28 protein-coding genes are annotated in these 26,997 nt (G+C 75.5%); 9 read left to right on the top strand and 19 right to left on the bottom strand.

What is annotated here, in order from left to right; translation table 11 throughout:
- The first annotated feature begins 1 nt into the window (after nt 1).
- The gene (locus tag ACI8AC_RS12265; protein ID WP_456898059.1) at nt 2-1,060 is read left to right on the top strand and encodes an ABC transporter ATP-binding protein; all 1,059 of its coding nucleotides are present in this window, start codon (nt 2-4) and stop codon (nt 1,058-1,060) included.
- Nucleotides 1,057-1,905, top strand: coding sequence for an ABC transporter permease (locus ACI8AC_RS12270; protein ID WP_456898060.1), 849 nt, complete (start codon nt 1,057-1,059; stop codon nt 1,903-1,905). The genes ACI8AC_RS12265 and ACI8AC_RS12270 overlap by 4 nt, the downstream gene beginning before the upstream one ends.
- 9 nt (nt 1,906-1,914) lie before the next feature.
- Here ACI8AC_RS12270 and ACI8AC_RS12275 read toward each other — a convergent pair whose 3' ends face one another.
- On the bottom strand, nt 1,915-2,610 hold the full coding sequence (locus tag ACI8AC_RS12275; RefSeq protein ID WP_456898061.1) for a LuxR C-terminal-related transcriptional regulator: 696 nt from the start codon (nt 2,608-2,610) through the stop codon (nt 1,915-1,917).
- Nucleotides 2,611-3,009: 399 nt separating this feature from the next.
- Between ACI8AC_RS12275 and ACI8AC_RS12280 the strand changes: the two genes are divergently transcribed.
- On the top strand, nt 3,010-3,183 hold the full coding sequence (locus ACI8AC_RS12280) for a hypothetical protein (RefSeq protein ID WP_456898062.1): 174 nt from the start codon (nt 3,010-3,012) through the stop codon (nt 3,181-3,183).
- Nucleotides 3,184-3,317: 134 nt separating this feature from the next.
- Here the strand turns inward: ACI8AC_RS12280 and ACI8AC_RS12285 are convergent, their stop codons facing one another.
- From ACI8AC_RS12285 to ACI8AC_RS12315, 7 genes are all read right to left on the bottom strand, one after another.
- Nucleotides 3,318-4,457, bottom strand: a complete 1,140-nt coding sequence (locus ACI8AC_RS12285; protein ID WP_456898063.1) for an FAD-dependent oxidoreductase — start codon at nt 4,455-4,457, stop codon at nt 3,318-3,320.
- Entirely contained in the window at nt 4,454-5,263 is an 810-nt protein-coding gene (locus ACI8AC_RS12290) for a hypothetical protein (RefSeq protein WP_456898064.1), read from the bottom strand. The genes ACI8AC_RS12285 and ACI8AC_RS12290 overlap by 4 nt, the downstream gene beginning before the upstream one ends.
- Nucleotides 5,260-6,201, bottom strand: coding sequence for an ABC transporter ATP-binding protein (locus ACI8AC_RS12295; RefSeq protein WP_456898065.1), 942 nt, complete (start codon nt 6,199-6,201; stop codon nt 5,260-5,262). The genes ACI8AC_RS12290 and ACI8AC_RS12295 overlap by 4 nt, the downstream gene beginning before the upstream one ends.
- The gene (locus ACI8AC_RS12300; RefSeq protein ID WP_456898066.1) at nt 6,198-6,467 is read right to left on the bottom strand and encodes a helix-turn-helix domain-containing protein; all 270 of its coding nucleotides are present in this window, start codon (nt 6,465-6,467) and stop codon (nt 6,198-6,200) included. Before ACI8AC_RS12300 ends, ACI8AC_RS12295 begins: the two co-directional genes overlap by 4 nt.
- Nucleotides 6,467-6,952: a DUF2975 domain-containing protein gene (locus ACI8AC_RS12305; protein WP_456898067.1), complete on the bottom strand. Its 486-nt coding sequence runs from the start codon at nt 6,950-6,952 to the stop codon at nt 6,467-6,469. The genes ACI8AC_RS12300 and ACI8AC_RS12305 overlap by 1 nt, the downstream gene beginning before the upstream one ends.
- Before the next feature lie 79 nt (nt 6,953-7,031).
- Entirely contained in the window at nt 7,032-8,108 is a 1,077-nt protein-coding gene (locus ACI8AC_RS12310) for a 1-acyl-sn-glycerol-3-phosphate acyltransferase (RefSeq protein WP_456898068.1), read from the bottom strand.
- Nucleotide 8,109: 1 nt separating this feature from the next.
- Nucleotides 8,110-9,105: a patatin-like phospholipase family protein gene (locus tag ACI8AC_RS12315; protein WP_456898069.1), complete on the bottom strand. Its 996-nt coding sequence runs from the start codon at nt 9,103-9,105 to the stop codon at nt 8,110-8,112.
- A 150-nt stretch (nt 9,106-9,255) separates the two neighbouring features.
- Here ACI8AC_RS12315 and ACI8AC_RS12320 point away from each other — a divergent pair, with 150 nt between their 5' ends.
- Together ACI8AC_RS12320 and ACI8AC_RS12325 are read left to right on the top strand one after the other, a co-directional pair.
- Nucleotides 9,256-10,209 (top strand): EamA family transporter, encoded by a 954-nt coding sequence (locus tag ACI8AC_RS12320; RefSeq protein WP_456898070.1) that lies wholly within the window; start codon nt 9,256-9,258, stop codon nt 10,207-10,209.
- 413 nt (nt 10,210-10,622) lie between these two features.
- Nucleotides 10,623-11,522, top strand: coding sequence for a DUF1028 domain-containing protein (locus tag ACI8AC_RS12325; protein WP_456898071.1), 900 nt, complete (start codon nt 10,623-10,625; stop codon nt 11,520-11,522).
- A gap of 53 nt (nt 11,523-11,575) precedes the next feature.
- Here ACI8AC_RS12325 and ACI8AC_RS12330 read toward each other — a convergent pair whose 3' ends face one another.
- Nucleotides 11,576-12,112: a hypothetical protein gene (locus ACI8AC_RS12330; RefSeq protein WP_456898072.1), complete on the bottom strand. Its 537-nt coding sequence runs from the start codon at nt 12,110-12,112 to the stop codon at nt 11,576-11,578.
- Nucleotides 12,113-12,287: 175 nt separating this feature from the next.
- Entirely contained in the window at nt 12,288-13,046 is a 759-nt protein-coding gene (locus tag ACI8AC_RS12335; RefSeq protein WP_456898073.1) for an HdeD family acid-resistance protein, read from the bottom strand.
- A 289-nt stretch (nt 13,047-13,335) separates the two neighbouring features.
- On the opposite strand from ACI8AC_RS12335, the gene ACI8AC_RS12340 reads away from it, so the two are divergent.
- Together ACI8AC_RS12340 and ACI8AC_RS12345 are read left to right on the top strand one after the other, a co-directional pair.
- Complete coding sequence (locus ACI8AC_RS12340) at nt 13,336-13,581, top strand: lipopolysaccharide assembly protein LapA domain-containing protein (protein WP_456898074.1); 246 nt, start codon at nt 13,336-13,338, stop codon at nt 13,579-13,581.
- Nucleotides 13,582-13,624: 43 nt separating this feature from the next.
- Nucleotides 13,625-14,308 carry a hypothetical protein gene (locus ACI8AC_RS12345; protein WP_456898075.1) on the top strand — a complete coding sequence of 228 codons (684 nt, stop codon included), beginning with the start codon at nt 13,625-13,627 and terminating at the stop codon, nt 14,306-14,308.
- Between the two features lie 95 nt (nt 14,309-14,403).
- Here the strand turns inward: ACI8AC_RS12345 and ACI8AC_RS12350 are convergent, their stop codons facing one another.
- The 4 genes from ACI8AC_RS12350 to ACI8AC_RS12365 all read right to left on the bottom strand — a co-directional run bounded on the left by ACI8AC_RS12350 (nt 14,404) and on the right by ACI8AC_RS12365 (nt 19,070).
- Nucleotides 14,404-15,780 carry an alkyl/aryl-sulfatase gene (locus ACI8AC_RS12350; protein ID WP_456898076.1) on the bottom strand — a complete coding sequence of 459 codons (1,377 nt, stop codon included), beginning with the start codon at nt 15,778-15,780 and terminating at the stop codon, nt 14,404-14,406.
- Nucleotides 15,781-16,238: 458 nt separating this feature from the next.
- Nucleotides 16,239-16,568 carry a hypothetical protein gene (locus ACI8AC_RS12355; protein WP_456898077.1) on the bottom strand — a complete coding sequence of 110 codons (330 nt, stop codon included), beginning with the start codon at nt 16,566-16,568 and terminating at the stop codon, nt 16,239-16,241.
- 109 nt (nt 16,569-16,677) lie between these two features.
- Nucleotides 16,678-17,325, bottom strand: coding sequence for a response regulator transcription factor (locus ACI8AC_RS12360; RefSeq protein ID WP_456898078.1), 648 nt, complete (start codon nt 17,323-17,325; stop codon nt 16,678-16,680).
- Complete coding sequence (locus tag ACI8AC_RS12365) at nt 17,313-19,070, bottom strand: sensor histidine kinase (RefSeq protein WP_456898079.1); 1,758 nt, start codon at nt 19,068-19,070, stop codon at nt 17,313-17,315. Before ACI8AC_RS12365 ends, ACI8AC_RS12360 begins: the two co-directional genes overlap by 13 nt.
- A 175-nt stretch (nt 19,071-19,245) precedes the next feature.
- On the opposite strand from ACI8AC_RS12365, the gene dacB reads away from it, so the two are divergent.
- Nucleotides 19,246-20,817: a D-alanyl-D-alanine carboxypeptidase/D-alanyl-D-alanine endopeptidase gene (gene dacB / locus ACI8AC_RS12370; protein WP_456898080.1), complete on the top strand. Its 1,572-nt coding sequence runs from the start codon at nt 19,246-19,248 to the stop codon at nt 20,815-20,817.
- A gap of 278 nt (nt 20,818-21,095) precedes the next feature.
- Complete coding sequence (locus ACI8AC_RS12375) at nt 21,096-22,151, top strand: serine hydrolase domain-containing protein (RefSeq protein ID WP_456898081.1); 1,056 nt, start codon at nt 21,096-21,098, stop codon at nt 22,149-22,151.
- 232 nt (nt 22,152-22,383) lie between these two features.
- On the opposite strand, the gene ACI8AC_RS12380 is transcribed toward ACI8AC_RS12375, so the two are convergent.
- The 5 genes from ACI8AC_RS12380 to ACI8AC_RS12400 all read right to left on the bottom strand — a co-directional run bounded on the left by ACI8AC_RS12380 (nt 22,384) and on the right by ACI8AC_RS12400 (nt 26,986).
- Nucleotides 22,384-22,860: a hypothetical protein gene (locus tag ACI8AC_RS12380; RefSeq protein ID WP_456898082.1), complete on the bottom strand. Its 477-nt coding sequence runs from the start codon at nt 22,858-22,860 to the stop codon at nt 22,384-22,386.
- 318 nt (nt 22,861-23,178) lie between these two features.
- Nucleotides 23,179-23,958, bottom strand: coding sequence for an ANTAR domain-containing protein (locus ACI8AC_RS12385; RefSeq protein WP_456898083.1), 780 nt, complete (start codon nt 23,956-23,958; stop codon nt 23,179-23,181).
- Nucleotides 23,959-24,174: 216 nt separating this feature from the next.
- Complete coding sequence (locus ACI8AC_RS12390) at nt 24,175-24,594, bottom strand: STAS domain-containing protein (protein ID WP_456898084.1); 420 nt, start codon at nt 24,592-24,594, stop codon at nt 24,175-24,177.
- A 355-nt stretch (nt 24,595-24,949) separates the two neighbouring features.
- A complete protein-coding gene (locus ACI8AC_RS12395; RefSeq protein ID WP_456898085.1) occupies nt 24,950-25,708 on the bottom strand; it encodes a GAF and ANTAR domain-containing protein in 759 nt (252 codons plus the stop codon).
- A gap of 864 nt (nt 25,709-26,572) precedes the next feature.
- Nucleotides 26,573-26,986, bottom strand: a complete 414-nt coding sequence (locus ACI8AC_RS12400; protein WP_456898086.1) for a hypothetical protein — start codon at nt 26,984-26,986, stop codon at nt 26,573-26,575.
- Nucleotides 26,987-26,997 lie beyond the last annotated feature (11 nt).

The raw sequence follows: 26,997 nt of genomic DNA on the forward strand, positions 1-26,997 counted from the left end.
GGTGACCGCCGGCCCCGCCGCCCGCCGGGGCGGCTCCTCCCCCGGCACCGCGCACCTCGACCCCGCGCACCTCGACCCCGCACGGCTGGACACGGCGCGGCAGCTGCTCGCCGACCTGCCACCGTCCGCGGCGGTGTGGTGCTCGGGCCTGCGCAAGCGGTACGGGCGGCGGACCGCGGTCGACGGCGTGTCCTTCGCCGTGGGCCGCGGCGAGGTGCTGGGGCTGCTCGGGCCGAACGGGGCCGGCAAGACCAGCGTGATCAAGATGCTGCTGGGCCTCGTCCGGCCCGACGCCGGGGAGGTGCTGCTGCTCGGTCGGCCGGCGCGGGACCCGCAGGCCCGCGCCCGCGTCGGCTACCTGCCCGAGCTGTTCCGCTACCAGCCCTGGCTCACCGCGGCCGAGGTGCTGAGGCTGCACGTGCGGCTGGCCGGCGCGGCCGTGCCGGCCGCCGAGCAGCGGGAGTGCCTGGCCCTGGTGGGGCTGGCCGAGCGCGCCGGCGACCGGGTGGGCGGCTTCTCCAAGGGCATGCAGCAGCGGCTGGGCCTGGCCGTCGCGCTGGTGGCCCGCCCGGAGCTCGTCGTCCTCGACGAGCCGACCAGCGCCCTGGACCCCCTCGGCCGGGTCGACGTGCGCGACCTCGTCCTCTCCCTCAAGGAGCGCGGGGTCGCGGTGCTGCTGAACTCGCACCTCATCGGCGAGGTGGAGCGGGTGTGCGACCGGGTCGTCATCCTCGACCGGGGCCGGGTGGCCGCCGCGGGCACCCTTGCGGAGCTGCTGGGCCGGCGCGAGGTGCGGCTGCGGCTGGACGGGGTCGGGGCGGCGGCCGAGCGGCGGCTCGCCGTCGCCGGCCGGCTGACCCGCACCGGGGACTGGTTCACCGTCGAGCTGGCCGACGACGACACCGCGGACGACGGCACCGCGGACGACGGCACCGCCCGGGTGCCCGAGCTCGTGGCCGACCTGGTGGCCCTCGGGGTCCGGGTGCACGCGGTCGAACCCGGCCGGGTCAGCCTCGAGGAGCGGCTGCTGGACATCCTGCGCACCGGGGAGCAGCGGTGACCGCTCGCGTCGTCCTCACGATCGCCGGGCTCACCCTCCGGGAGGCCGCCCGCCGCAAGGTGCTGCGCGCGCTGGCCGGCCTGACGGTCGTCCTGCTGGCCCTCTCGGCCTGGGGCTTCTCGCGGATCTCCACCGAGTTCGGCGGCCTCACCAGCGGCGAGGCCCGCTTCGCCGCGGCCACGGTGCTCAACCTGGTCATGTTCGGGTTCAGCCTCATCGCCGCGCTGGGCACGGCGTTCCTCGCCGGGCCGACCCTGGCCGGCGAGGTCGAGTCGGGGACGGCGCTGGCGATGCTGGCCCGGCCGGTCCGGCGCTCGGCGGTGCTGGTCGGCAAGTGGCTGGGGCTGGTCGCCTTCGGCACCGGCTTCGTGGTGCTGGCCGGGCTCGCCCAGTTCCTCGTCGTGCAGGTCACCGTCGGCTACTGGCCCCCGCAACCGGTGACCGGCCTGGCGCTGCTCGCCGGGCAGACGGCCGTGCTGCTCACCCTCGGTCTGCTGCTGGCCACCGTCATCTCGCCCATGGCCTCGGGCGTCGTGGCGGTGGGGCTCTTCGGGGCCACCTGGATCGCCGGCGTCGTCGGCGGCATCGGCGAGTCGCTCGGCAACGAGGGCGTGGCCCGGGTCGGGACCGTCTCACGGATGCTCCTGCCGACCGACGGCCTGTGGCGCGGGGCCATGCACGCCTTCCAGGACCCCACCCTGCTCACCACCCTGGGCCCCGGCTTCGACGGCTTCCCCTTCCTCGGCGAGGCGCCGCTCACGCCGGCCTACCTGGCCTGGGCCGCGCTGTGGGTGGCGCTGGTCCTCGGCCTGGCGGCCATGGCCTTCCGCCGCCGCGACCTCTGACCGCCGGGCTCAGCGGGCGCCGTCGCCCGGCGGGGCGACGGCGAGGATGCCCTGCCGCCGGGCGCGGTGCACCGCGTCGCGCCGGGTGTTCACCCCGAGCTTGCCGTAGATGGCGCGGACGTGGGTCTTCGCCGTGCTGTGCGAGACGGTCAGGTCGTCGGCGATCTCCTCGAAGGACCGCTGCGACGGCAGCAGCCGCAGGACCGCCAGCTCGCGCTCGGTCAGCGCCGCCGGCCGCCCCTCCCGGCCCAGCGCGTGCCGGGCGCCGAGCACCCGCCGGGCGGTGGTCTCCAGCGACCCGAAGCCGCCCACGTGGCCGGCCAGGACGTCGAGGACCTCCCCCGGCGCGAGGGCCAGCGGCCGCAGGACGTCGGTCTCCCGCGCGAGCGCCAGGGCCCGGCCCAGGGCGGTGCGGACCCGCGCCGGCCGGCCCTCCTGCAGCGCGAGCCGGCCGGCCAGCACCCACGCCTCCACGACCGCCCAGCCGGTGACGGGGGGCCGGCTACCGGCCAGCACCGGGGCCAGCACCTCGCCCGCGGCGGCGGGCCGGCCGAGGGTGGCCGGCCGCGCTGCCCGCATCATCAGGGCCACCTCGCCGCCGTCGCCCAGCGCGCCCTCCGCCCACCGCAGCGCGGCACGGGCCTGCTCCTGGTGCCCGGCGGCCAGGGCGACGCCGTGCTCGAGCAGGGCGACGAGGGCGACCACGGGAGGCGCCAGCGGGGCCGCGGCGCACCCAGTCGGCCAGGAGCAGGGTCTTGCCGAAGCCGGCCGGTGCGGACACCACGACGACCTGGCCGGGGGCGGCGGCCTCGAGCGCCGCCAGCAACCGGGGGCGCTGCACGTACCCCGGGGGAGCCGGGGCACGGCCGTCTTCGCGCGGGCACCCCGGAGAGCCGTGCGCCGCGTTCCGCTGCGACCGGTCGGGCGTCCATCGCACCTCCGGAACTACGACGATCGAGAGGCTTGCGACAGTTCCGGTCCGCCCCGCGCGGAGGGTCCTCGGCCCCTCCTGCGGCGACCTCTCGTCCCCGGCGGACGAGGCCGGCGCCCGCCGGTCCCCGGCAGGCTGCCGGGCACCGGTGTGTTCGGCCGAGGAGGTCCCCGATGACCGGGCTCGACGTGCGCCACCCCGACCCGCCCGACCCTCCCGGGCTCCCCGATCCGACCGCCCCGGACGACGACGGGTACAGCCTCGCCTTCGCGGCCGCGGCCCTCGCCCTCACCGCCGGCATCCTGATGGCGTGCGTCGTCCTCGCCTGGCTGCTGGGCGGCCCGTGACCGCCTCGCGGGCCGGGTGATCCGCTCCCCGTCGCCGACCGGTCCGCCCCCCCACCGCAGCGGCCGCCGTTGCGGCACGGAGGTTGGGGATAACGGTACGGTGGCCGGCCCGGCCCGGCCTGGCGGAGGCTCCGTCACCCGGGGGCCGGGAAGGAGCGGTCGCCGAAGAGGACGCGGCGGGCGGCGGCCCGCCCGGGAGGGGTGCACAGCACGGCGAAGGCCGCCGCGGCCACCGCCGGGGTGCGCACCCCGGCCAGCCCCCGGCGCAGCAGGAGCCGGCCCCGGAAGCGGGCGCGCAGCGCGGCGCCGTCGTAGGCCGACAGCCGCTCGGGCCGGCCGGTGCGCAGGGCCTCGTCCAGGACGGCGGCGGCGTGCTCCGACAGCCGCAGGCAGGGGTCGAGCCCGCCGGCGGTCAGCGGGGACACCGCACCGGCCGCATCCCCGACCAGGAGCCCGTCCGGGCAGCTGATCCGGCGCAGCACCCCGCCGACGGGGATGGGGCCGCCGCGCCGCTCGACCTCCCCCGGGCGCGCGGCGGGGGGCAGGCCCGGCGCCGTGGCCCGGAACCGCTCGAGGGCGCCGCGCAGGCCGTCGGGGAAGCGGTCGGGGTAGCCGGCCACGCCGACGTGGGCGTGCCGGCCGTCGTCGACCACCCAGGCCAGGTAGCCCGGGGCCAGCGAGGGGTCGAGCACGCAGTGGAAGGCCGGCGCCCGCGCGCCGGGCGGGACGGCGAAGACCTCCTCGGCGCCGACCAGCAGGGCGTCGTTGCGGTCCAGGCCGAGGTCGCGGGCGACCCGGGAGCGGGCGCCGTCGGCGCCGACGACGAACCGCGCCCGCACCCGGACGGGGCCGCCCCGACCGACGAGGACGTGCGCCCCGTCCCCCCGGCCGGCGTAGCGGGTGCCCAGCGCCAGCCGCACGCCGGCGTCGGCCGCGGCGCGGCCCGCCGCCCGGTACAGCGGCGCCATGTCGCCCACCCGGAACTCGTCGCGGGCGCTGTCCAGCGTCACCGGGCGGCCGCGCCCCGGGGGGTGGAGCACCACCCGCCGGATCGGCGGCCCGAGGTGCTCGGCCGGCAGCGGGAAGTCGTCGAGGGTCTTGCGGACGAAGATGCCCGTGGTGCGGACCGCCCCGCCGAGGTCGGGGCGCCGCTCGGCGAGCAGCACGTCGTGGCCGTGCCGGGCCAGCAGGGTGGCGGCGTGCAGCCCGGCCAGCCCGGCGCCCACGACGAGGACGTCGGCGGGGACGTCGGCGGGGACGTGGGCCCCGGTCACCGGTTCGCGTCGTCCCGGACCAGCCGCAGCCAGCCCAGCAGCAGCGCGCCGCCGGCCCAGGCGAGCAGGACGCCCACCGCCGAGGCCTGCGTCATCCCGGGCACCTCGCCGAGCAGGAGGAACGCCGCGCCGGACCCGGGCAGGACCTCGGCGAGCGCGGCGGTCCAGTCGAAGGGGAACTGGGGCAGGAACAGCGGGAGGACCAGCATGAGCAGGACGACGGCGACCAGGGCGCCGGCCGTGCTGCGCAGCAGGAACCCGAGCCCGACGGCCAGCGCGCTGCCGGCGGCGAGGACCAGGGCCACCGTGGCCAGCACCTCGGCCCCCTCGCCGGCGGGCAGGCCGAGCACCGGCCCGGCCGCGGTCCGGGCCGTGGTCCAGGCCGCGACGGCCGAGGCCAGCGCCAGCAGCACGCCCAGGCCCGTCGTCACGGCCACCGGGACGAGGGTGCGCGCGGTGAACAGGACGGTGCGCCGCGGCGTCCACTGCAGCGTCGGCACGATGCCGCCGGTGGCGTGGTCGCCGGTCACCGCGGTCAGCGCGAGCACCAGGAGGAGGAACTGGGCCGGCATCGTGGCGACCGAGGCCACCACCCACGCCGGGTCGCCCTGCGGGGTGTCCCCGGCCGACTCGAGGCCGGCGAGGGTGCCGATGCCGGTCCACACCACGGCCGCGGCGAGCAGCAGCCACCAGGTCGCCCGCACCGTGCACAGCCGGGTCCACTCGGCGGCCCCGGTGCGGGCGAGCACGCGCAGGGTGGGGACGGCGCGGGTGCGCCCGGCGGGGGCGGTTCCCGGCGCGGTCACGGGGTGCCCCCGGTCGCCGTCCCGGCCGGCTCGGCGCGGCCGCCGGGGAACTCCACGCTGACGCCGGTGAGGGCCAGGTAGGCGTCCTCGAGCGACTGCGCCGCCTCGGAGAGGTGGGACAGCGGGACGCGGGCGGCGTCGGCGAGCTCGCCCACCTCCTCGGCGCTGCGGCCCGCGACCTGCAGCTCGTGCGCGCCGGTGCGCTCCACCGTGGCGCCGTGCTGCCGGAGGACGGCGGCCAGCGCGTCGGCCCGCGACGTCCGGACCCGCACCGCGGCGGTGCCCAGCCCCCGCAGGATGTCCTCGGTCGTGGCGTCGGCGATCAGCCGGCCGCGGCCGATGACGACGAGGCGGTCGGCGGTCTGCTGCATCTCGCTGAGCAGGTGGCTGGAGACGAGCACGGTGCGGCCCTCGTCGGCCAGCCGGCGCAGCAGCGCCCGGATCCAGCGCACGCCGTCGAGGTCGAGCCCGTTGACCGGCTCGTCGAACAGCAGCACGCGGGGATCGCCGAGCAGGGCCGCGGCGATGCCGAGGCGCTGGCGCATGCCCAGGGAGTAGCCCCGGATCCGGCGGCGGGCGGCGCGGCCGAGCCCCACCAGCTCGATCACCTCGTCCACCCGGCGCTGCGGGATGCCGTTGGTGCGGGCGGCCACGCGCAGGTGGCTGCGGCCGGTGCGGCCCGGGTGCACGGCGCCGGGGTCGAGGAGGGCGCCCACCTCGCGCAGCGGTTCGGCGAGGCCGGCGAACGGCCGGCCGTCGACCAGCGCCTGCCCCGAGGTGGGCCGGTCGAGGCCGAGGACCATCCGCATCGTCGTCGACTTGCCCGCCCCGTTGGGGCCGAGGAAGCCGGTGACCTTCCCGGGCTGCACGTCGAAGGTCAGGTCGTCGACGGCCAGGACGTCGCCGTACCGCTTGGTCAGGCCGCGGACCTCGATCACCGGCGGGCCCCGTCGAGGGCGTGCGGCGTGGCCGGGTCGTCCCCGAGGGCCTCCCCGTGCTCGCCGGGCACCCACTCGAGCAGGTCGCCGGGCTGGCAGTCCAGCACCCGGCACATGGCCTCGAGGGTGCTGAAGCGGACCGCCTTGGCCCGGCCGTTCTTCAGCACGGCCACGTTGGCCGGCGTGAGCCCGACCCGCTCGGCGAACTCCCCCACGCTCATCTTGCGCCGGGCCAGCTGGACGTCGATGCGCACCACGATGGGCATCAGATGACCGCGTCCATGTCGGCCCGCAGCGTCGTGGCCTGCAGCAGCAGGGCGCGCATGACCACCATGAGCAGCCCCACCACGGCCCCGACCAGCAGCAGCACCAGCAGCAGGGCGGGCAGCACCGGGTCGTCGCTGACCTCGTCGATGATGAAGTAGTAGCTGCAGACGAAGGCGCCCAGCAGCATGGCCCAGCCGAGGGCGATCGCCGCCACGATCGCATTGACCCACGGCAGGGAGCTGGCGCTGAAGATGCGGTCGTGCTCGACCAGGGTCAGCAGCTGCCAGGTGCAGACGATGACGACCTGCACGCACAGCAGCCCGAGCACCGAGACCGCGAGCATCGCCCACCGCATGAACGACTGCTCCAGCGAGGGGTCGGCCAGGTCGGGCACCATCGCGGGCAGGGCCAGGACCTGCGCGGCGATGAGGGCCGCGAAGACGATCGCGAGCAGGATCCGGAGCGGGCCGACGGCCCGGCGCACCTAGGGCATGCATCGAGTTTCGATAGGCGCCTATCGAATGTCAATAGGACGCGCGGTGCGGTCCCCGCGTCGTCCCCGGTCACCGGGCCGGACCGCCCGGCCTGGCGGGGTCCGCCGCTGGCCCGCCGGCCGCCTCCTGCCGCCGCGTGCTCTCGACCCAGGCGTCGATGGTCTCCCACCAGTGGTAGAGCCAGTCGGTCTGCTCGGCCTCGCCGCGGGGCACCTCGGCGGCCGGGACGAACCACCAGCGCAGGTGCAGGGTCTTGTCCACGGGCAGGCCCCGCCACAGGTCCCGGACGGTGGAGAGGTGCTCCAGCCCGGTGTGCGCCACGAGGACGACGTCGGCGTGCGGGGCCGCCCGCAGCGCGGCGGCCACCCCGGCCGGGCGCGGGGGCAGCACGTGGCGCATCGCCTCGGCGCGGCGGACCGCGGCGGACAGCCCCCGGCCGCGCAGCCGCTCGATGGCCCGGACGCGGCGCTGCGGGGTGAAGTTCGCCCCCTCGGGGAAGATCAGCAGGGCGTCCTCCTCGCCCAGGTCGCGGGCCAGGTCGGCGATCGCCTCGGTGGAGCTGTACCCGTCCACCGGCTTCACGGTGACGAAGTGGTTGGGCAGCCGGTTGAGGTAGACGTCGAGCAGCGGGTCGAGCTGCAGCACGTCCTTGAGCACGATCCGCGGCTGGCGCAGGTGGTCGCGGTTCATCAGCGTGTGCACCAGCAGGAACGAGTCACCCGGGCCCGCGTGCCGGGAGAGCACCACCATCGCGTTCGTCGAGCCCGGCAGCCCGTCGTCCAGCGGTGACCAGGACTCCCCGTCGGTGACCAGCCGCAGGGCGAACAGCCGCTGCGCCACCCGCATCAGCGCGTCGAGCAGCAGGCGCAGCACGGTGTAGTGCGCGGCCCGGGAGGCCGGGGTGTCCAGCCGGCGGCCGAAGCCGCCCAGCACCCACAGCACCGCCGCGGCGGCCAGCCCGAGCACCTGCAGCGCCAGGTAGACCAGCGCCAGGAACAGCAGCCGCAGCGCGTACCAGCGCCCCGGCAGCCACACCGAGGCGACCGCGGCCACGGGCACGAGGACCGGCAGCGCGAGGACGCCGGCGACCAGCGCGGCGACCAGCGCGGGGCCGGTGACCCTGCGGACGGGGCGGGGTGGCAGCACGTCAGACCTCCTGGTTGCCGGCCGGGGCGCCGCCGGGCTCCCCTGCCGGGCGGTCGGCCCCGGCCAGGTCGTCGGTCTGCGCCAGGTAGCGCCCGGCCGCGGCGTAGGCCCGGTCGATCCGCTCGGGCACGCGGGAGAAGTCCCGGTAGCGCAGGTCTCTCAGGTCGCCGGCCGACGGCGCGGCCCGCTCGCCGGAGGGCAGCACGTGCAGCGTGACGCCGGCTGGCAGGGCGGCCAGGTCGGCGGCGAAGCGGTGCCGCCGGGCGATCTCGAAGGCGACCTGCGCCACCTCCCACGGCCGGGCGGGCGGGCGCAGGGGCCGGTCGATCCGCCCCACGTGCAGCACGTAGATGCGGTCGGCGCCGAGGGCCACCGCGCGGCCGACCGGGATGCTGTGCACCAGGCCGCCGTCCAGGTAGTGCTCGCCGCCGAGCTCCACGGGGGGCAGCAGCCCGGGGACGGCGCAGGAGGCGAGCACCGCGTCCAGCAGCGGGCCCTCGGTGAACCAGCGCTCGGCGGCCCGCTCGATGCTGGCCGCGACGCACTGGAACGGGACCGCCAGCTCGGCGAAGGTCCGCACCCCCAGGTGGGCCGCCAGCAGGTCGCGCAGCGGTTCCCGCGGGTGCAGGTGCGTGCGGGTCCGCACGAGGGTGCGGGCGCGGGTCAGCACCGACCCCGCGAAGACCCCCGCGGAGGCGAGGTCCTCCCACACCGTGCGCAGCCGGTCGACCGCGGCCGGCCCCGGGTCCGCGGCGACGAGCGCCCCGTTGATCGCCCCCACCGACGTGCCGACGACCAGGTCCGGGCGGATCCCCCGCTCGAACAGCGCCCGCAGCATCCCGACCTCGGCGGCGCCCAGCACTCCCCCGCCGCCGAGGACGAAGGCCGTGCCGCCCCGCCCGGCCGGGTCCGTCGCCGGGTCCGTCGCCGGGTGCGCCGCCGGGTGCGCCGCCGGGTGCGCCGCCGGGTCCCTGGCCGGTTGCGTCGCCGGGTCCATGGCCGGATCCTGCCAGCCCGACGCCCCGGCCCGACGCGGCGGCCCGACGCCCGCCCGGCCCGCACCGGAGGGGACCGCGTGCCGGTCGTCGCAGCGCGGCGCCTAGCGTCGACGGCGTCCGCCCCCGAGCGCCCCGGGACCGCACCCACCATGAGCACCCCGCCGCCGGCTGCCGCCGGCACCCGCACCCCCGTGCCGCGCCGCTGGTCCACGCCCGGCAGGGGCGCGGCGGTCGGCATGGTGCTCGGCGGCATCCTCTCCGTCCAGTTCGGGGGCGCGCTGGCCGCGACGATGTTCGACCGGGCCGGCCCGGCCGGCATGGTCACCCTGCGGCTGTGCGGCGCGGCGCTGGTGCTGCTGGTGGCGGTCCGGCCCCGCTGGCGGGGCCGCTCGCGCGCCGACTGGGCCGTGATCGCGGCCTTCGGGCTCTCGCTCGCCGCGATGAACGGGCTGTTCTACGAGGCGCTCGCGCGGATGCCGATCGGCGCGGCGGTGACCGTGGAGTTCCTGGGGCCGCTGGGCCTGGCCGCGGTGCTCTCCCGCCGGCTGCAGCACCTCGGCTGGGTGCTGATGGCCGCCACCGGCGTCCTCCTGCTCGGCTACGGCTCCCTGACCGGGCTGGACCCGGCCGGCGTCGTCCTCGCCCTGGGCGCGGGGGTCTGCTGGGCGGGCTACATCCTGCTGTCGGCCGAGACCGGCCGGCGTTCGGCCGGTCTCGACGGGCTGGCCCTGGCCAGCGCGGCGGCCGCGCTGCTCGTGCTGCCGGTCGGGGTGACCGCGGCCGGCCCGGCGCTGGTGCGGCCCGACGTGCTGCTGGTCGGCCTGACCGTCGCGCTGCTGTCCTCGGTGGTGCCCTACGCCCTCGAGCTCACCGCGCTGCGCGCCCTGCCCAGCCGGGTGTTCGGGGTGCTCATGAGCCTCGAACCGGCCGCGGCCGCGCTGGCCGGGCTGCTCGTGCTCGGCCAGGTCCTCACCCCGGTGCAGCTGCTCGCGGTCGGGCTGGTCGTCCTCGCCAGCATCGGTGCCGCCCGCTCCCCCGCCCGCACCTCCCTGCCCGCCGGCCGCCGGCGCACCGCCCGGCGCCGACGGACGGGAGCGGGCTGACCGCCGGGTTCCCCGGCCTCGGCGCAGCCGGCCGGCCGCAGCACCGGGTCGGCGGTGTGGGGCGCGCCGGCGCCGGACGCGACGCCGCGGCCGCCGCTCGTCGACCTCGACCGGCCGGCCCTCGCCGAGCACGCGGGCGACGTCCGCGGGGCTGACGTGGTCGGCCGGGTCGAAGCCGGCGGCACGGGCGTGCCCGGCATCGACGTCGGGGTGGACGACGAGCAGGGTGCCTCCGGGGGGCGACCGCGGCAGCCCACGTCGAGCGCCCGCCCGGGCTGGAGCCCGGCCGCCTCGGCGACCAGGGCGCCGTCGGGGCGGCCCCTCCGGACCTGCGGCGGCCCGGCGGACCCGGCCGCGGGCCCGGCCGGTCCGCGCGGCGTGTCGGGCGTCGGGCCAGGGGTAGGCCGTGCCGGGTGACCTACTCGATCGTGGCCCGCGACCGCGACACCGGCGAGATGGGCGTCGCCACCCAGTCCCAGGCCTTCGCCGTCGGCAGCAGCGTGCCCTTCTCGCTCCCCGGCCACGGGGTCATCGCGACGCAGTCGATGGGCGAGCCGATGTACGGCGAGATCGGGCTGGACCTGCTGCGCGGCGGGTTCACCGCCCAGGAGTCGCTCACCGCCCTGCAGAGCGTCGACCCCCACCCCGAGCGGCGCCAGGTCGCCGTCCTGGAGGCCTCCGGGGACGTCGCCCTCTACACCGGGGACGGCTGCGTGGCCGCGGCCGGGCACGCCGTCGGCACCGACTGCGCGGCACTGGCCAACATGGTCGTCGGGCCGCGGGTGTGGCAGGCCATGGTGGACTCCTTCGAGTCCCAGGCGGGCCCGCTGGCACAGCGGCTCCTGCGCTCGCTGCACGCGGCCGAGGACGCCGGCGGTGACTTCCGGGGACGACGGTCGGCGGCGGTCATGGTCGTCCGGGCGCGGACCACCGGCCGCCCCTGGCACGACCGGGTCGTCGACCTGCGCGTCGACGACGACCCCGACCCCGTCAGCGAGCTCGACCGGCTGGTCGCCAAGCGGCTGCGCTACCAGCGGGTGGTCGCCGCGTTCCAGCTCGCGCTCGACGGCGACCCGGCCACCGCCGACCGGCAGCTCGAGGACATGCGCGCGCAGGACCCGGTGACCGAGCCCGACCAGGTGCTGTGGCGCGCCGTCGTCGCCGCCCTGGCCGGCCGCGAGGAGGCCGCCCGCGCGCAGCTGGCCGACCTGGCCGCCACCGCGCCGCAGTTCCTCGAGGCCGCCCGCCGCTTCGGACCGGCCGGCCTGCTGCCGCAAGACGTCCTCGACCGGGTCCTCCCTCCGGGCGCCTGAGCGCCGGCCACCGGGCGCCGTGGTCGGGGCCGCGGGCGACGGCCGGGCAGCCGTCACCGGGATCGACGTCGACCCGGCTCGGGGTGGCGTCGGGTCCCGGCCCGCGCGCCGCCCGGCACGTCCCCGGCGCCCGGGAGCGGACCACCGACGGGGACGGCCCCGGCCGGCCGGGCACCACGGAGCAGGCGCCGGACGAACGCCCGCGAGAGCAGGAGCGTGACGATCAGCAGCGTCACCGGGAGGAAACCTCCCAGGCTGACGCGTGGACCGAAGACGAGGTCGACCGCCTCCAGGACGACGAACTTGCTCCCGACGAGGACCACCCACAGCACCAGCGCGGCCGCCGCCTTCCCCGCCGGGGTCGACGCCTGCCGGACCCTCCGCCCGACCCGCTTCTTGACGACGACCACCGCCTCGAGGACGACCTTCAACAGGACGGCGGTGAGCAGGGAGAGGGTGAAGGTCTCGCTGAGCACGCCGGGGAGGTACTCCACGTAGAGGTTGAGGACGACGACGTAGACGAAGAGGTCGACGACGGCGGCGGTCGCGCGCGGATCCCCGGGACGCGCCTCCTCCCGCCGTTCGCGCACGCGTGGGAACGGTGCGCCTGCGGAGCCCGCGGAACCGGTCACCGACCTCCCCGCCTCCTCCGCTCGAGCTCGCCGCGCCCGGGCACGGACAGCCCGGTGGACCGGGTGCCGGCCGACCCACGGGTGCAGCGGTGCCCGTGCGCGGGCCCCGGTGACCGGCGACGGGACGCCGGCGTCAGGACGTCGTGGCCTGCGGCCGGACCTGGTCGTGCGTGCGGTCCTGCACCGGGATGCCCGGCGCCTCCCGGGTGCCGGTCGGCGCCGGTGGTGCGGGCACGGGCGGTGCCGAGCCGGCGGTGAGCCGGCGCAGGCCGAAGGCCAGCATGATGTGCGAGAACCCGCGGAACAGCGCCATGAACCCCACCCAGAGCAGGAGCAGGACCGCACGCGTGCCGAGCTCGAACCCGCGGTCGGAGCTGGAGACCCAGAAGGCGAGCAGCAGCAGCAGGACGCCGGAGACCAGCCCGGTCCACCAGTAGGGGTTCTCCGCCCTGCCGGCGACCGCGCGGGCGATGTCGAAGGCGCCCATCACGAGCAGCACCAGCCCGAGCACCGAGGCCAGCGCGAAGAAGGTCTCGATCGGCCGGACGAACGCCCAGCCCGCGGCCAGCGCGAATCCGACCGCCACGACCCAGTGCAGCACCTTCCACCCGCCCCGGACCGTGGCGGCGAGCGCGGCCTCCTCGACCGCGGCGGCCAGGAAGACCACGCCCATGAGCACACCGACCGCGACCAGCGAGCCGACGTCCATGCGCAGGACCAGCCAGGAGACGAACAGCCAGGCGATCCCGGTCAGGAGGACGACCCACCAGTACCGGGCGGCCCGGGCCGCGAGGATCCCGTCCAGCGCGTCGGCGGCGTCCTCGCCGGCACCACGCCCCTCGACACCGGCACCACGCCCCTCGACACCCGCGCTGCGCTCCCCGACGGCCATGTCCCCTCCCGCGATGCCCGCGTCCCCTCCCGCAGGGGCGTCCGCCGGCATCGTGGGATGACGCGCGCCCGCCCGCCTCACCCCCCGTGGATGAGGGCCGCCCGCACGGGCGGGGCCGACGGGACCCGCCGCCGCGGCCGGCGGAGGCCGGGCCCGCCGCGCGAACCGGTGAGATCACCCCCGCCGGACGACGCCCCGGACGGGACCGTGCCGACGATGAGAGGCATCCGGCCGAGGCACCGCGATGGGGCGCACCGCGCACGCACGCCGGGAGAGGAGGGCCGTTCCCATGGCAGGTACCGCGTCCCGCGCACCGTCACCCGAGCAGCCCGCCCGGACGTGGCTGCGTCCGCCGGTCGTCCTGGCACTGGTGCTCGGCCTCGCCGTCCTGGTGTTCATCGCGCAGAACCGCGACTCGGTCTCGGTCCACCTGCTCTGGGCGACCCTGTCCGCGCCGCAGTGGCTCCTGCTCACCCTGACCGCGCTGGCCGGTGCCGCCGTCGGCGCGCTGCTCCGGCGGCGGAACCCGAGGTGAGCCGGCGGCACCCGGGCGACCGCCCGGCGCCGCCCCGGATGCCGTGACCCCGGACCCGGGCACGGCCCCGATCCCCGGGCTGCGTCGTCTCACGACGCCCCGGGCCGCGGCCTGGGCCGGGGTGCTGTTCGCCGCGCTGTTCGGGACCGGTCTGGTGCTCGTGCGGCTGTGGATCCCTGCGGACCCGTTCGCCGACCCGGACTGGGTCGCCGCGGGATCCGGTCGGCTGAGGTGGGCGATGACGCTGGTGCCGCTGGCCGGGATCGCCTTCCTGTGGTTCCTGGGGGTCGTACGGGACCGGCTCGGCGACCTCGAGGACCGGTTCCTGGCCTCGGTCTTCCTCGGCAGCGGGTTGCTGTTCCTCGCCATGACCTCCGCGTCGACGGCGATCGCCGGCGGCATCCTGATCAGCGCCTCCGACGGAGGCCAGGTGTACGACCCGGCCGTCCTCCGCTTCTCCCGGGCCACCATGCTGCAGATCAGCGACGTCTACGCGCTCCGGATGGCCGCGGCGTTCATGATCTCCCTGGCGACGATCTGGCTGCGCACCGGGCTGATGCCGCGCTGGCTCGTGGTCCTCACCTACGCGCTGGCCCTCGTCCTGCTCGTCGTCACCACCCTCAGCCTGTGGACCACCCTCGTCTTCCCGGCCTGGGCGCTGCTGGTCAGCGTGCTGTTCCTGGTGCGGTCGTCCACCGCCCGTCCCGGAGCGCCGACCCCCGTGTGAGGACGTCCCGCGCGGTGCCCGTGCCCCACGAGGTCCGGCGGAGGGTCTCGCCCTCTCACCCGCCCCCGAAGACGGCCGACCGGTGCACGGGCTCGTCAGGGGGTGACGACGGCGAAGTCCGGGTCGGGTGCGTCGAGCGCGGCGAGCAGCCGCCCGAGCGCTGCCGGGTCGCCGTCGACCCGGACGCCCGCGGTGGCGAGCGCGGCCGGGTCCGCGGCTCCGGTGGCCAGCGCCGGCAGCGCCGCCGCCGGCATGTGCAGCGCCGCGTCGGCGGCGGTGGCCTGCGGGGCGGTCGTGTACGTCAGCACGCCGTTGCGCAGGGTCACCCGGTAGCGGGTCCCGGCGTCGGTCAGGTCGACGTCCAGCCGGACGTGCTCGTGCCAGCAGCGGGGGCCGTCGACCCGGACGGCCAGGGCGTCGAAGAGCTGCTCGGGGGTCAGCTGGGCCAGCACGTCCGGGGAGGCCGGGGTGACGGGTGTGCCGAAGCTCCCGTGGCGCAGCTCGTGGGCGCCGGAGAGGTAGGCGCAGCGCCAGGTGCCGTTCTCCGCGCCGTAGCCGAGCTGCTCGTAGGTGTCGGCCAGCAGCTCCCGGGCGGCCTCGTGGTCCGGCTCGGCGAACACGACGTGGTCGAGCACCTCGGCGACCCACCGGAAGTCCCCGGCCGTGAAGGACTCCCGCGCCTTCCTGACGACGGCGTCCGCGCCGCCCATGAAGGCGACGTAGCGTCGCGCGGCCGCCTCCGGCGGGTGCGGCCACAGGCGTGCGGGGTCGCCGTCGTACCAGCCCATGTAGCGCTGGTAGACGGCCTTGACGTTGTGGCTGACCGAGCCGTAGTACCCGCGCGCGTGCCAGGCGTCCTCCAGCGCCGGCGGCAGCACCATGGCCTCGGCGATCTCCGCCCCGGTCATGCCCTGGTTGAGCATGCGCAGGGTCTGGTCGTGCAGGTAGGCGTACAGGTCCCGCTGCAGGGCGAGGAACTCCACGGCCCGCTCCCGGCCCCAGGTGGGCCAGTGGTGGGAGGCGAAGACCAGCTCGAGGTCGGTGCCGAACAGGCCGACCGCCTCGGTGAGGTAGCCGGCCCAGGCGTGGGCGTCGCGCACCTGCGCGCCGCGGATGGTGAGGACGTTGTGCAGGACGTGCGTGGCGTTCTCCGCCGTGCAGAGTGCGCGCCGCTGCGGGAACCAGACGTGCATCTCGGCAGGCGCCTCGCTGCCGGGCGCCATCTGGAACACCATGCGCACGCCGTCGACCGTCTCCTCCTGGCCGGTCGCCGTGACCTCCACCGTCGGCGGGATGAGGCCGACGCTGCCGGTCGACGTGGTCTGGCCCAGCCCTGCGCTCACCTGCCCCTGCGGGCCGCGGGGCAGCGCGGCGCCGTACATGTATCCGGCCCGTCGGCCCATCGCCGCCCCGGCGTACACGTTCTCGGTCACCGCGTGCTCGACGAAGCCCTCGGGGGCCAGGACCGGCACCCGGCAGGCCCAGCCCGCGCACCTGGTAGATGCCGGGCACGACCTCGAACAGCCCCTGGATCGCGTTGAGCGTGGACTGGCGCCACAGGCTCGGGTTCACCGTCGGCGGCGCGTCGCCGGTGAGGAACGCGTACGAGTCGCCGTCCCACACGACGCGGCCGTCGGCGCGCACGACCCCCGGTTCCAGGGCGCCGAGGAACCCGCGCTGCGCGTCGGCGAAGTCCTGCTGGTCGTGCATCGGCAGCGACTTCGCCAGCTGCTCGTGCTGGGCGACGATCGTCGCCGTCGCGGCCTTCCGCTCCCTGTCCACCCGAACCCCCTCGTCGGCTGCCGTCGCAGTCCCGGCTCAGGGAGCAGCGGAGCCGTCGCCGTCCGGCCGCCGCCAGTCAAGGGGCGGCGGCCGCCCGCCGCCTCGTCCGCCGCGGATGAGCACCGGGCGGATCCCGGCCGGACCTCGCTCAGCGGCGAGCGGGGCCCGGCGTGGTGGGGCTCCGCCGGCCACCGATGGAGCGCGCCAGCAGGTCGGCCATGGCCCCCGGCTCCCAGCTGTGCTGCGAGCCGGGGAGCTCGGCCCGTACGGCGTCCGGCAGCGCGGTCGCGAGCGAGGCGGCCCGGTCGTGGACGACGGTGGTGAACCCGCGGTCGGCCAGGATCTCGGCGGTCCCGGTGGTCTGGGGATCGATCGCGCGGAAGGGTCCGGCCCCGGCGACGAAGACGACGGCGGGGCTCTCACCCCGGCGGTCGTACCCGACGGTGTCGCCGGCGGACGTGGTCACGTGCTCGGTCATGCCCGCTCTCCGTCCACAGGTGGTGGTGGTCGCCAGTGGTGACCCGGCCCGGCCCGCGCACTCATCGGCCCGCGCACCCGGACCGCGCACCCGGACCCCGGCGGGCCGATCACGACGACAGGTAGCGGATCACCGCCAGCACTCGCCGGTGGTCGTCGTCGCTGGGCGCCAGGTCGAGCTGGTCGTAGATGTGGGACGTGTGCTGCACGACCGCCCGCTCGGTGATCGACAGGGTCCGGGCGATCGACGCGTTGGTCCGGCCCTGGGACATCAGGGCCAGCACCTCCTGCTGGCGAGGCGTCAGCCGGTCGAGCGCGTCGTGGTGCCCCCTGGCGCGGGCCACCATGAGGTTCACCACCTCGGGGTCGAGGACGGTGCCGCCGGCCGCGATGCGGCGGAGGTCGTCCGTGAACGTGTCGATGTCGGCGATCCGCTGCTTGAGGAGGTACCCGACGCCCGAGGAGCGATCGCCCAGCAGTTCGACGGCGTAGGCGCGCTGGAGGTGCTGCGACAGCACGAGGACGGCGATCCCGGGGTGCTCTCGGCGGATCTCCATCGCCGCCCGCAGGCCGGCGTCCTTGTGATCGGGCGGCATCCGGATGTCGGTGACGACGATGTCGGGGACGTGCTCCTGCGCGCTGCGGACCAGCTCCGGTGCATTCCCGACCGCAGCGACGACGTCGAACCCGGCCGCCTGCATCACGTGCGTGAGCCCGGTTCGCAACAGCGCCTCGTCCTCGCCTATCACGACCCGCACGGCAGCTCCACGAGCAGACGTGTGCCCCCGCCGGCCGGGCTCTCGATGGTGAACCGGCCGCCGAGGGCGTCGACACGATCGGCGAGACCGTGCAGCCCCACGCCCCCCTCCTGGGTCGCACCCCCGACGCCGTCGTCGGTCACGCCGATGACGAGCCCCGTCGGCGCGTGCTCGAGCGTCACGGTCAACGTGTCGGCCGCGGCGTGCTTGACCGCGTTGGTCAGCGCTTCGGCGACCACGAAGTAGGCCGTCCTCTCGACCGTCGCCGGCAGGCGCCCGTCGACCTCGGCCACCGCGAGCCGGGTGGGCAGCGGCATGCGATCGACCAGGTCCTCGATCGCCGCGGTCAGGCCCCGCTCGACGAGGGCGGCCGGCATCAGGGCGTGGACGACCCCCCGGAGGTGCCGGGCGGCACCGTCGATGCCGACACGGAGGTGCGTCGCCGCGTCGGGGAGATCGGCCGACCGGTCGATGCGGGCCAGTTGCTGTGCTTCCAGCGCCAGCAGGACGAGCTCCACCTGCAGACCGTCGTGCAGGTCCTGGGCGATGCGCTGCCGCGCCCGGTCGCCTGCCTCGACGAGGCGGGCGCGCGACCGCTGCAGGTCGGCATGGCTGGCACGCAGCTCGGCGGTCAACCGGTCGTGGTCGATGGCGAAGGCGGCCACCTGACCCGCGCCGCGGACCAGCTCGGCGTCGTCGACGACCGTCGCGTCGTAGACGATGGCGCCGATCCGTCTCGACCCGAGCTCGATGTCGACCACGGCGCGGTGCTCGCCCAGCGCCGACGTGTCGAACGAGGCGCCGTCGCCGTCCACGGAGGCGCGCCCGTCCCGCGACGCGTAGACGACCTGCAACGACGCGTCCCCGAGGGTGCGCCCGAGGGCATCGGCGAGCAGCTCCGGGGTGGCCGCGGACGACGCCAGCCAGGCGCTGAGCTCCTGGATCTCGGCCGTCCTCGCGAACCCGCCCCGCAGCATCGCCGCCGCCAGGGCGACCGGTACCCCGGCCAGCAGGACGATCTGGAGCCCGACCACCTGCACGACCGAGAGGCCGGCGGACGGACCCAGGAGAGGACCGAGCGGCATCGCCAGGACAGCCAGGATGCCGTAGGCGTACAGCGGCAGCAGGACCCCGCGTTGGCCGGGCGTCGCGGTGCGCAGCCGGTCGACGAGCACACCCGCGGTCATCAGCATGACGACCATCCCCGCACCTCGCTGGAGCCAGGTGCCGGCGGAGAGGAGATCCACCCGGTGACCGACGGAGAGCATGCCGCCCGGGCTGGCAGCCGGGTCGAAGAGGTAAGCCGGGACCTGCAGGACGAGCGACACCACGAAGCCGCCCACCACCGTCAGGCGGGAGGTGCGCGAGCGGAGGCGACCGGACGGGAAGGCGTGCAGCAGCCACACCACCACGGCGAGCGGGGTGGTGGCGAGCACGACACCGACCGCCACCAGGACCGGTGTTCCGGTGTTGGCGAGAGCGACCACGAACCACGACAGAGCCCCGATGACCATGATCGGGCCGGTCCGGTTGCTCGGCCGGCGCCGCCACGCCTCCAGGCCTGCGGCCAGGTAGACGAGTCCCCCGGCCGGGAACAGGGCGAGCAGCCACCACGGAGCGACGTCCTGGTCGGCGAACAGGGCGATCTCGACGCCGGCGACGACGGCACCGAACGCGCCGATCAGCCCGAGGCTCACCATCAGCGCCCGCGCCAGCGACGATCGCGGACCTCCCCGACGCACCACCGGGGCAGCATGGCACCGGCGACGCGCCCTCGGTGCGGCGTCGCACCGGCGACGACTCCCGCGCGACCCTGTACCCAGGTCCAGGTGGGCGGGCCACTGCGGTCCATTGCCCGGCGGTTCCGACGTCGCCATGGTCGCCTACGTGACTCGCCGAGCGGCTGCCCTCCCGTTGCTCGTGTCGACCGTCGTGCTCACCGCGTTCACCTCGTCGACCGAGTCGGCAGCCTCGCCGGGCGAGGGGTCCGGCAGCCAGCCCCAGGTCGGCGAGCTCCCCGCCGCCGCCGCAGCCGTCATGGCGAAGCCGGAGTTCGAGACGGCCCGCTGGCTCTACTCGGTTGCCGAGGCGGAGACGGGTCGCGTCGTCCTGGCCGGCCGGGCCGGGGAGTCCGTCTTCACCGCGTCGACCGCGAAGAACTTCACCGTCGGCACCACGTACGCGACGCTGGGCACCGACGCCACGCTCACCACGCCGGTGTACACCACGGCCGAGCCGGCCGGTGGCGTCCTGGCCGGCGATCTGGTGCTGGTGGCGTCGGGAGACCTCGCCATGGGCGGCCGTGGCGCCATGAGCGGCCGCGTGGACCACGCGTTCACCGCCGACACGATCGACCACGTCTACGGCGACATCGCGCCGAACGCGGCGCTCGTCCCGGACGACCCGTTGGCCGGCCTGGACGACCTCGCCCGGCAGGTGGCCGCCTCGGGCGTCACCGAGATCTCCGGCGACGTGGTCGTCGACACCCGGCTGTGGGACACGTTCGACGGCCAGGAGGGACCCGCACCGTCGATCTACGTCAACGACAACATCCTGGACATCACCGTGGCGGCGGCCGGGGTCGGGCAACCCGCCGTCCTCGACCTCCGCCCGCAGACGCAGGCCGTGACCGTGACCTCGACGGTGACCACCACCGACCCGGGCACGGCGACGTCGCTCACCGTCACCCCCGATCCGGGCGATCCCACATCGGTCACGGTCAGCGGCACCATCGCTGCCGGCACGTCCCAGCTGACCATCTACCGGGTCCCTGACGCGGCCTCCTGGGCGCGCACGCTGTTCGTCGAGGCGCTCGGTCGCGCCGGGGTCACGGTCACCGCCACTGCCGTCGGACCCAACGACCAGGCGGGGTTGCCGCCCGCGGGTTCCTACCCGGCCGAGGACCAGGTGGCTTCCCTGACCTCCCCGCCGATGAGGGCCTTCGGTCGCATGATCCTCGAGACCAGCTACAACACCGGCGCGAACGTCCTGATGTGCCTGCTCGCGGTGCACGGCGGCTCACCGGACTGCCTCGACGGGCTGGCGGCGGTGCACCACCAGCTCGACCGGGCCGGCGTCGTCGCCGAGGACGTGGTGCTGTTCGACGGGCAGGGCGCCGACCCGGCCTCGACGACCCCCGACCAGATGGTCACCTGGATGAGGTGGGCGCAGACGCAACCCTGGGGTGAGCAGTTCGCGGCCGACCAGCCCGTCCTCGGGGTGAGCGGGACGCTGGCGAGCACGGGTCAGGACGGTCCCGCCGCGGGCGACGTCGCCGCCAAGACGGGAACCAGCGTCGACGTCGACCCCACCACGGGCCGCGTGCTGTACAAGGTGCAGAGCCTCGCCGGCTACTTCACGACCGAGCGGGGCGAGCGGTTCGTGTTCTCGCTGTCCATGAGCGGGGCGACGTACCCCGACGTGCCCACCGGTCTGCACGACGCCAACGAGGACGTGGCGGCCGTCGCCGCGGCCTTCCAGCAGGCGCTGTGACGCCGGCGGTGCACCGGGCCGGTGAGCTGCGCGGCGCGGACACACGGACACCCCCTGACCGGCTACCCATCGGAAGGTCGACCATGACAGCTGTAGAGCGCTCGTGCAGGTCGCGTCGTTCCCGGCCACCCGGTTCGCTGGCGGCCTCGATCGCGACGACCGCCGTCGCGTTGCTGGTCGTCGCTCCCGGCCCGGCGGACGCGTCGCCGGGGAGCGCGGCGGCGCCGTCGGAGGATCCGGCGTACGCCGCGGCGGTCCAGCCCGAACTCGACCGGTTGATGAGGGAGCTGGCGGTCACCGGCGCCGTCGTCCTGGTGCGGTCCCCGGAGCTCGGCGACTGGGCCACCGCGATGGGCACCCGGACCTGGCACGGCACCGAGCCGGTCACGCTCGCCGACCACGTCCGGATCGGCAGCAACACCAAGACCTGGACCGCCACGGTGATCCTGCAGCTGGTCGACGAGGGCAGGATCGGCCTGGACGACCCGGTGTCGAGGTACCGCCCGGACGTGCCCAACGGGGAGAACATCACCATCGCCCAGCTGCTGGACATGAGCAGCGGGCTGGCCAACTACACCACCGACCTGGAACTGAACGAGCAGATGGACAGCAACCCCGGCCGGGTGTGGAGCCCGGAGGAACTGCTCGCGATCGGGCTCGCCGAGCCGCCCGCCTTCCCCCCGGGCGAGGGGTTCCTGTACTCCAACACCAACTACGTGCTCCTGGGCCTGATCATCGAGCAGCTCACCGGCAAGCCGGTGGAGCAGGCCTTCCGGACCCGGATCTTCGACCCGCTGGAGCTGACCGAGACCTCCTTCCCGGCGCTGATCGACGCCTCGATCCCGCAGCCGCACCCGCAGATGTACACCTTCGGGACGAACGTCGAGACCATCGACAGCCTGGTGCTCTCACCGGAGGTCCAGGCCGCAGCCAGCGCCGGCACCCTCGAGCCGATGGACGTCACCGACGCCAACCCCTCCTGGGCGTGGACCGCGGGGGGCGGGATCTCCACCGCGCACGACCTCGCCGACCACGTGGAGGGACTGGTCGACGGGTGCCTGCTCAGCCCGGAGCTGCAGCAGGAGCGGATCGCCAGCGTCCAGCCGCTGGACCCGGACGACCCGGCCAGCCCCGGCTACGGGCTCGGCCTGGCCAGCTTCGGGCCCGTGTACGGCCACAGCGGTGAACTGCCCGGGACCAACTCCTTCATGGGTCACGACCCGGTCCGGGACATCACCGTCGTGACCTGGGCCTCCACCGCCCCCGCACCCAACGGCGACGGCCCGGCCGTCGAGCTCGCCAGGGCGGTGATCGCCGAGCTCTACGCCGACTGATCGGCACGTCCGGCACCCCTCGCTCCCGGGACCAGGCGCCCGGACGGCGCTCCGGCCGGGGCGTTGGCTCCGCCCTGGCCGACCGTGACCGGGGGACACGCTCACCGGTCCTGCCGTACCGGAGGTCCCTGGGCAGCCTGACCGGTCAGCGGACGGCCCACGCGCCGAGCCGTGCCGTGCCGTGCACCGAGGCGTGCCGTGGCAGATCGCACCGGGTGCAGCCGGTGCGGCGCTAGTTGGAGACGTCCCGGGCCTCGGCGTCCCCCGAGGAGACGAGGATCCGCTCGGCGAGGGCGGCTTCGAGGCTCTCGGTCAGCAGGTAGCCCACGCCGGCGACGAACGGCGCCAGCGCCCAGACGGCGAGGTGCGAGAACGACGCGCTCAGCAGCGTCGCGGCGCCCAGCCCGACGAGGACGGAGAGGATGTTCATGCTGGTGCCCAGCGCCAGCGTCTGGGTGGGGTGCTGGGGCATCGGCCGCCGGAAGCCGCCGGAGAGCAGCCCCTCGAGGAGGGTGAAGGACATGACCGCACCGGCCGCGTACAGGAAGATGCGCGGCAGGTCGGGGGAACCCTGCGTGACCTGGCAGGCCCCGAAGGTGACGGTGACGAGGATGGAGAAGCCGAAGGTGGTGCTCTCCCGCCCCACCGTGCTGCGCATGCCCCGCACGACGGTGCTGCCCACGCTGTCGGTGTCCCTGCCTGTCGGCACGACGTCCTCCTCGAGCCCTCGGTGCCGGCGCGCCCCGGCCGTGGGGAACCGCCCTGACAGCCCGGGTACCCGGTCCCGTCGGTTCATGCCTCCATCGGCGCCCGCGGCCGCACGGCCCTCGCGTCCGGCATGGTGGCCCCCCGGCGGACCTGGGCACCCGATCCGGACCTGACGCACCGAGTGCAGGACCTGGCATCGCGATGGTGCGTCCCGGACGGGAGGCGGCCCCGCCACCCGCGCTCTTGGAGTGGCGGGGCCTGACCGCGGCACGCCCCCCGGGTGGTCGCCGCGGCTGCACAGGTGGCCGGCGAGGAAATGCTAGAGGTCTCGCCGCGCCGTCGCCTGGTCCGCCGATCGCGAGGACCGGGTCCGGACGAGTGGGAGTTCGCCGGTGAGGACCAGGTTCTCCGCGATGTCGCGCAGCTTGACGTTCTTGTTCATGGACACGGTGGCCAGGGCCTCGAACGCCTGGTCGGGGGTCAGCTTGTGGCGTTCCATGAGGATGCCCTTGGCCTGCTCGATGACTGCTCGGGACTCGAGCGCCCTCTGCAGGTTGTCGGCCGTCTCCCGGGCGCGGCGGTAGGCCTGGACGGTGCCGGCAGCGACCGCCGCGTAGGGGGCGAATCCTGAGGCGACCGCCCGGCTGGCCTCGTCGAAGGCATCCGGCCTCCGGGCGTAGACGTTCAGCGATCCCGCGACCTGCTCCTCCCCGCCGAGGACCAGCGGCACGGCCAGCACGCTGAGGACGCCCTGCTCGGCGACGTACCGCGCGTAGTCCGGCCACCGGCTGTCCGCACGGGTGTCGCCGATCTCGACCAGGACGCCGTTGCGGGCGGTGTGCAGGCACGGGCCGTCCCCGCGGTCGTACTGGACCTCGTCCAGGCCGAGGGCCAGTGGTCCGGTGTCGACGACGGTGCTCGGCTCGTCTTCGACCAGCAGCGTGACCGATGCCTCGGGATCACCGGGCATGACCCTCTTGGTGAGGTCCGCCATCGACTGCAGCAGGCTCTCCATGGAGAGTTCCCGCAAGGACAGCTGGCCCAGGTGCTCCAACGCCTCGGCGGCTTCGACGGATCGCCGTTCCTCGCTGCGGGCCACCGCGGGCCTCCGGTCTGGTTGGTACCGGGGCGCGACCTCGGCTGTCTGGTGCACCTTCGATGCCCGGGTGGTGGACCCGGCGACGGGACGAGCCTACGCCTTGCCGTCTCCACCGGTGCCCGTCACCGCGTCCGAGCCTTCGAAGCGGGCGGATCACCGGTGTGCGCCGGTTCCGGCCCAGGGGCTGTTGACCGGTCAGGGCCTCCGCAGCAGCGATCACGTGGGCGTGCACCGGGAGGTGGCGCTCCCGGTCGTCGAGGCCGGGTGCGCGCTGGGGACGAGCGATTCCTCGCTCACCACGCGGCTGTCGACCCTGACCGCGGACAGCGCGGTGACCAGGAAGGGTCGGGCTGCCACGACGCGCAGCTGCGCCCGGTTGCCCCGCGCCCGGCGGTAGCACGCGCCCAGGGCGCGCACAGCGGTGGCATCGCAGGATTCCAACGCCGCCGCGTCGATGGACCACCGGGGATGGTCGGTGGCGCTGAGGGCACGAACCGCGTCGAGCAGGTGGTGAACGGTCCTGCGGTCCAGCCGCCCGACCAGCCGGACGTGCCCGGAGCTCAGGTCGACCGTCATCACCAGCTGACCGGGAGCAGGGCTGCCGGCGGCAGGTCCATGCATCGGGGGGTGCGACATGCCGCATCCTTCGAGGTGCCCGAGTCCACAGCGGCGCCGCTGAGCACAGCCTGGACGTTGCGCCGGATCGACGCTCCTCGGGCTGCACTGTCAACCCATGCCGAGCATGCGTCGGATCACCGTGCGATGCAAACGCACGCTCGAGCCGCCCGTCACCGCCCCTGGGGACGGCGCCGAGCACCGGTGCCGCAGCGGCCGTCCGGGGACAACGGTGCGACTCCGGTCCGGAGTCGTCGACCGGGTCCGTCGACGCCGTCCACCGCGTGCCGGAGCCGATGTCGGCGTGCGGGCGCCGGCCGGGTCGTCCGCGTCGTCGGACGAGGTGGATCGGTGGGAGGCTCCGAGCGCCGGTGCGTCAGTCCCGGCGGTCCCGCTGGGCCTCGGCGACGAGCTCGGCGGCGAGGTCCCTGAGTTTGCGGTTGGTCTTCTGGGACTGGCTCACCAGGAAGTCGAAGGTCTGCTCCGGGGTGCAACCGGTGCGGGCGACCAGGATGCCCTTGGCCTGCTCGATGGTGGCGCGGGTGTCCATCGCTCGGCGCATGCTCTCGGCCAGCTGGGCGGTGGAGTGCAGCAGCCCGGCGTTGGCCACCGCGACCGCCGCGTAGCTGGCGAAGACCTCGGCCACGCGCACCGACTCCTCGTCCAGGCCTCTCCCGTTCAGGGAGTACACGTTGATGCCGCCGACGGTCCGGCTCGGCACGGGCATGCCCACGGACGCTGCGGCCGTGACCCCGGCGCGTCGGGCCACCGCGGCGAAGTCGGGGTAGCGCTGCTCGTTGTCCAGGTCGGTCAGGACGACCGTGGTCCCGCTCAGCGCGGCGTCGAGACACGGACCGAAGCCCTTGTCGTACTGGCGCTCGTCCAACTGCGCGGCCAAGGACCCGGTGAAGGCCACACTGCTGGCCCGGCCGTCTTCCACCAGGGTCACCGAGACCTGCTCGGCGCCGGGGACGGTGGCCCCGGCCAGCGTGGCCACGCGCTGGAGCACCTGTCCGAGCTGCAGGTCGCCCAGCGGGATGCGGCCCAGCTCGGCGAAGGCCTGCTCGGGCTGCATGGCCGGGCCGGCCGTCGGCTCGTCGCCGGGGCCGGCGGGGATCATCGGTTCGTCGGGCACGGCCCGTTCGTGGCCTTCCGCTCTGATCGAAGCGGTGCGGCACCGTACGAGGCGAGGACACGACAGCCCCGAGGGACCTGCGCAGCAGCCGCGACCGGCTGCGTGCTCAACCCGTCGGCTGTCGACCACGGAAGCCCATCAGCATCCGCTCGACCACCGTACACAACGCTGATGCCACCATCTCGGCCGTCGCCCGCGTTGCAGCACTCACGCGGGGAGCGGGCCGGCCTCCTCGGCCGATCCGCCCGAGAGCTGCGGTTCCCGCTGTCGGGCTGACAGGATGTGAACCCGCGCCCCTTCGACCCCCAGCCGTCGGCCGCGGGTTCGCGGTCGTCCGCGGAAGTCCGCCTGGGCAGGCCGCCCGAGATGCGGGACGACGGCGAACGCTGGCGAACCGGCCTGAAGAGCGTGCACTGGTGTGGAAGTGGTGGCCCGGGACTGCTGCTGCGATCAGCGCGGATGTGGCTTCCCCCGCCATGAGGGCCGTCGCTAGCGAGCGCGTCCCACGGTCGGGTGCGGGTTCGACGCGCAGCTCGTGCCCGCCGTCGAGGAGGCCGGGCCCGGAGAGCCGTCCGCGCCAGCGGATGGGTGCGCCGTCCCCGACCCCTGGCACGGTGGGCCGGCACGTCGTCGTCCGGTTCCCCGGGGCGGACGACCGGCATCGACGCACTCGCGACAGCGAAGCGACCGGACGGTCGGGGCATGAGCGGGTTCCAGTCCGCGTACCGATCGGGGTCGGTCAGGAGCTCGGTGTCGGCGTCCACTCCGAACAGCAGGTCGGTGCGCTCAGCGGTGAGGGCGGTAGCCGGAACGCCCACCTGAGCAGGCGGAGGCCCCGGCATTCCCGGAGCGGAGGTCACTGGCTCAGGCGACCTTGTACCCCTCGGGACCGACCGTGAGCTCGCCGTCGCGCGGATCGGCCGAGAACACCAGCACCGCCTCCCGTCGGCTCTCCGGCGGAACGTAGGCGATGCTGGCCGAGGCCTGCTCGACCTGACGCCCGTCCCGGGTCAGCTGACCGCCGAGCTGCACCGTCTCAGCCGTGGTCCCGCCTTCGTTGCGCACCCGGAGGTGCACCTCGTACCCGGACCCTGCCTGCTGTACCGCGGTGATCTCGACGTCCAGCTCTGGGCCGCTCTCCCGGACCGCGACGGCCTGGTAGGTCAGGAAGGCGATCAGCAGGAGCACCAGCAGCCCGCCCAGCCCCCCCATGGCGTACTCGGCCGCTGACGTACCACCAGAGCCCTGGCCCTGGGCGTCCTCGACGGACTCAGACATGGGGCTTTCCT

The organism is Geodermatophilus sp. SYSU D00758 (assembly GCF_054049955.1).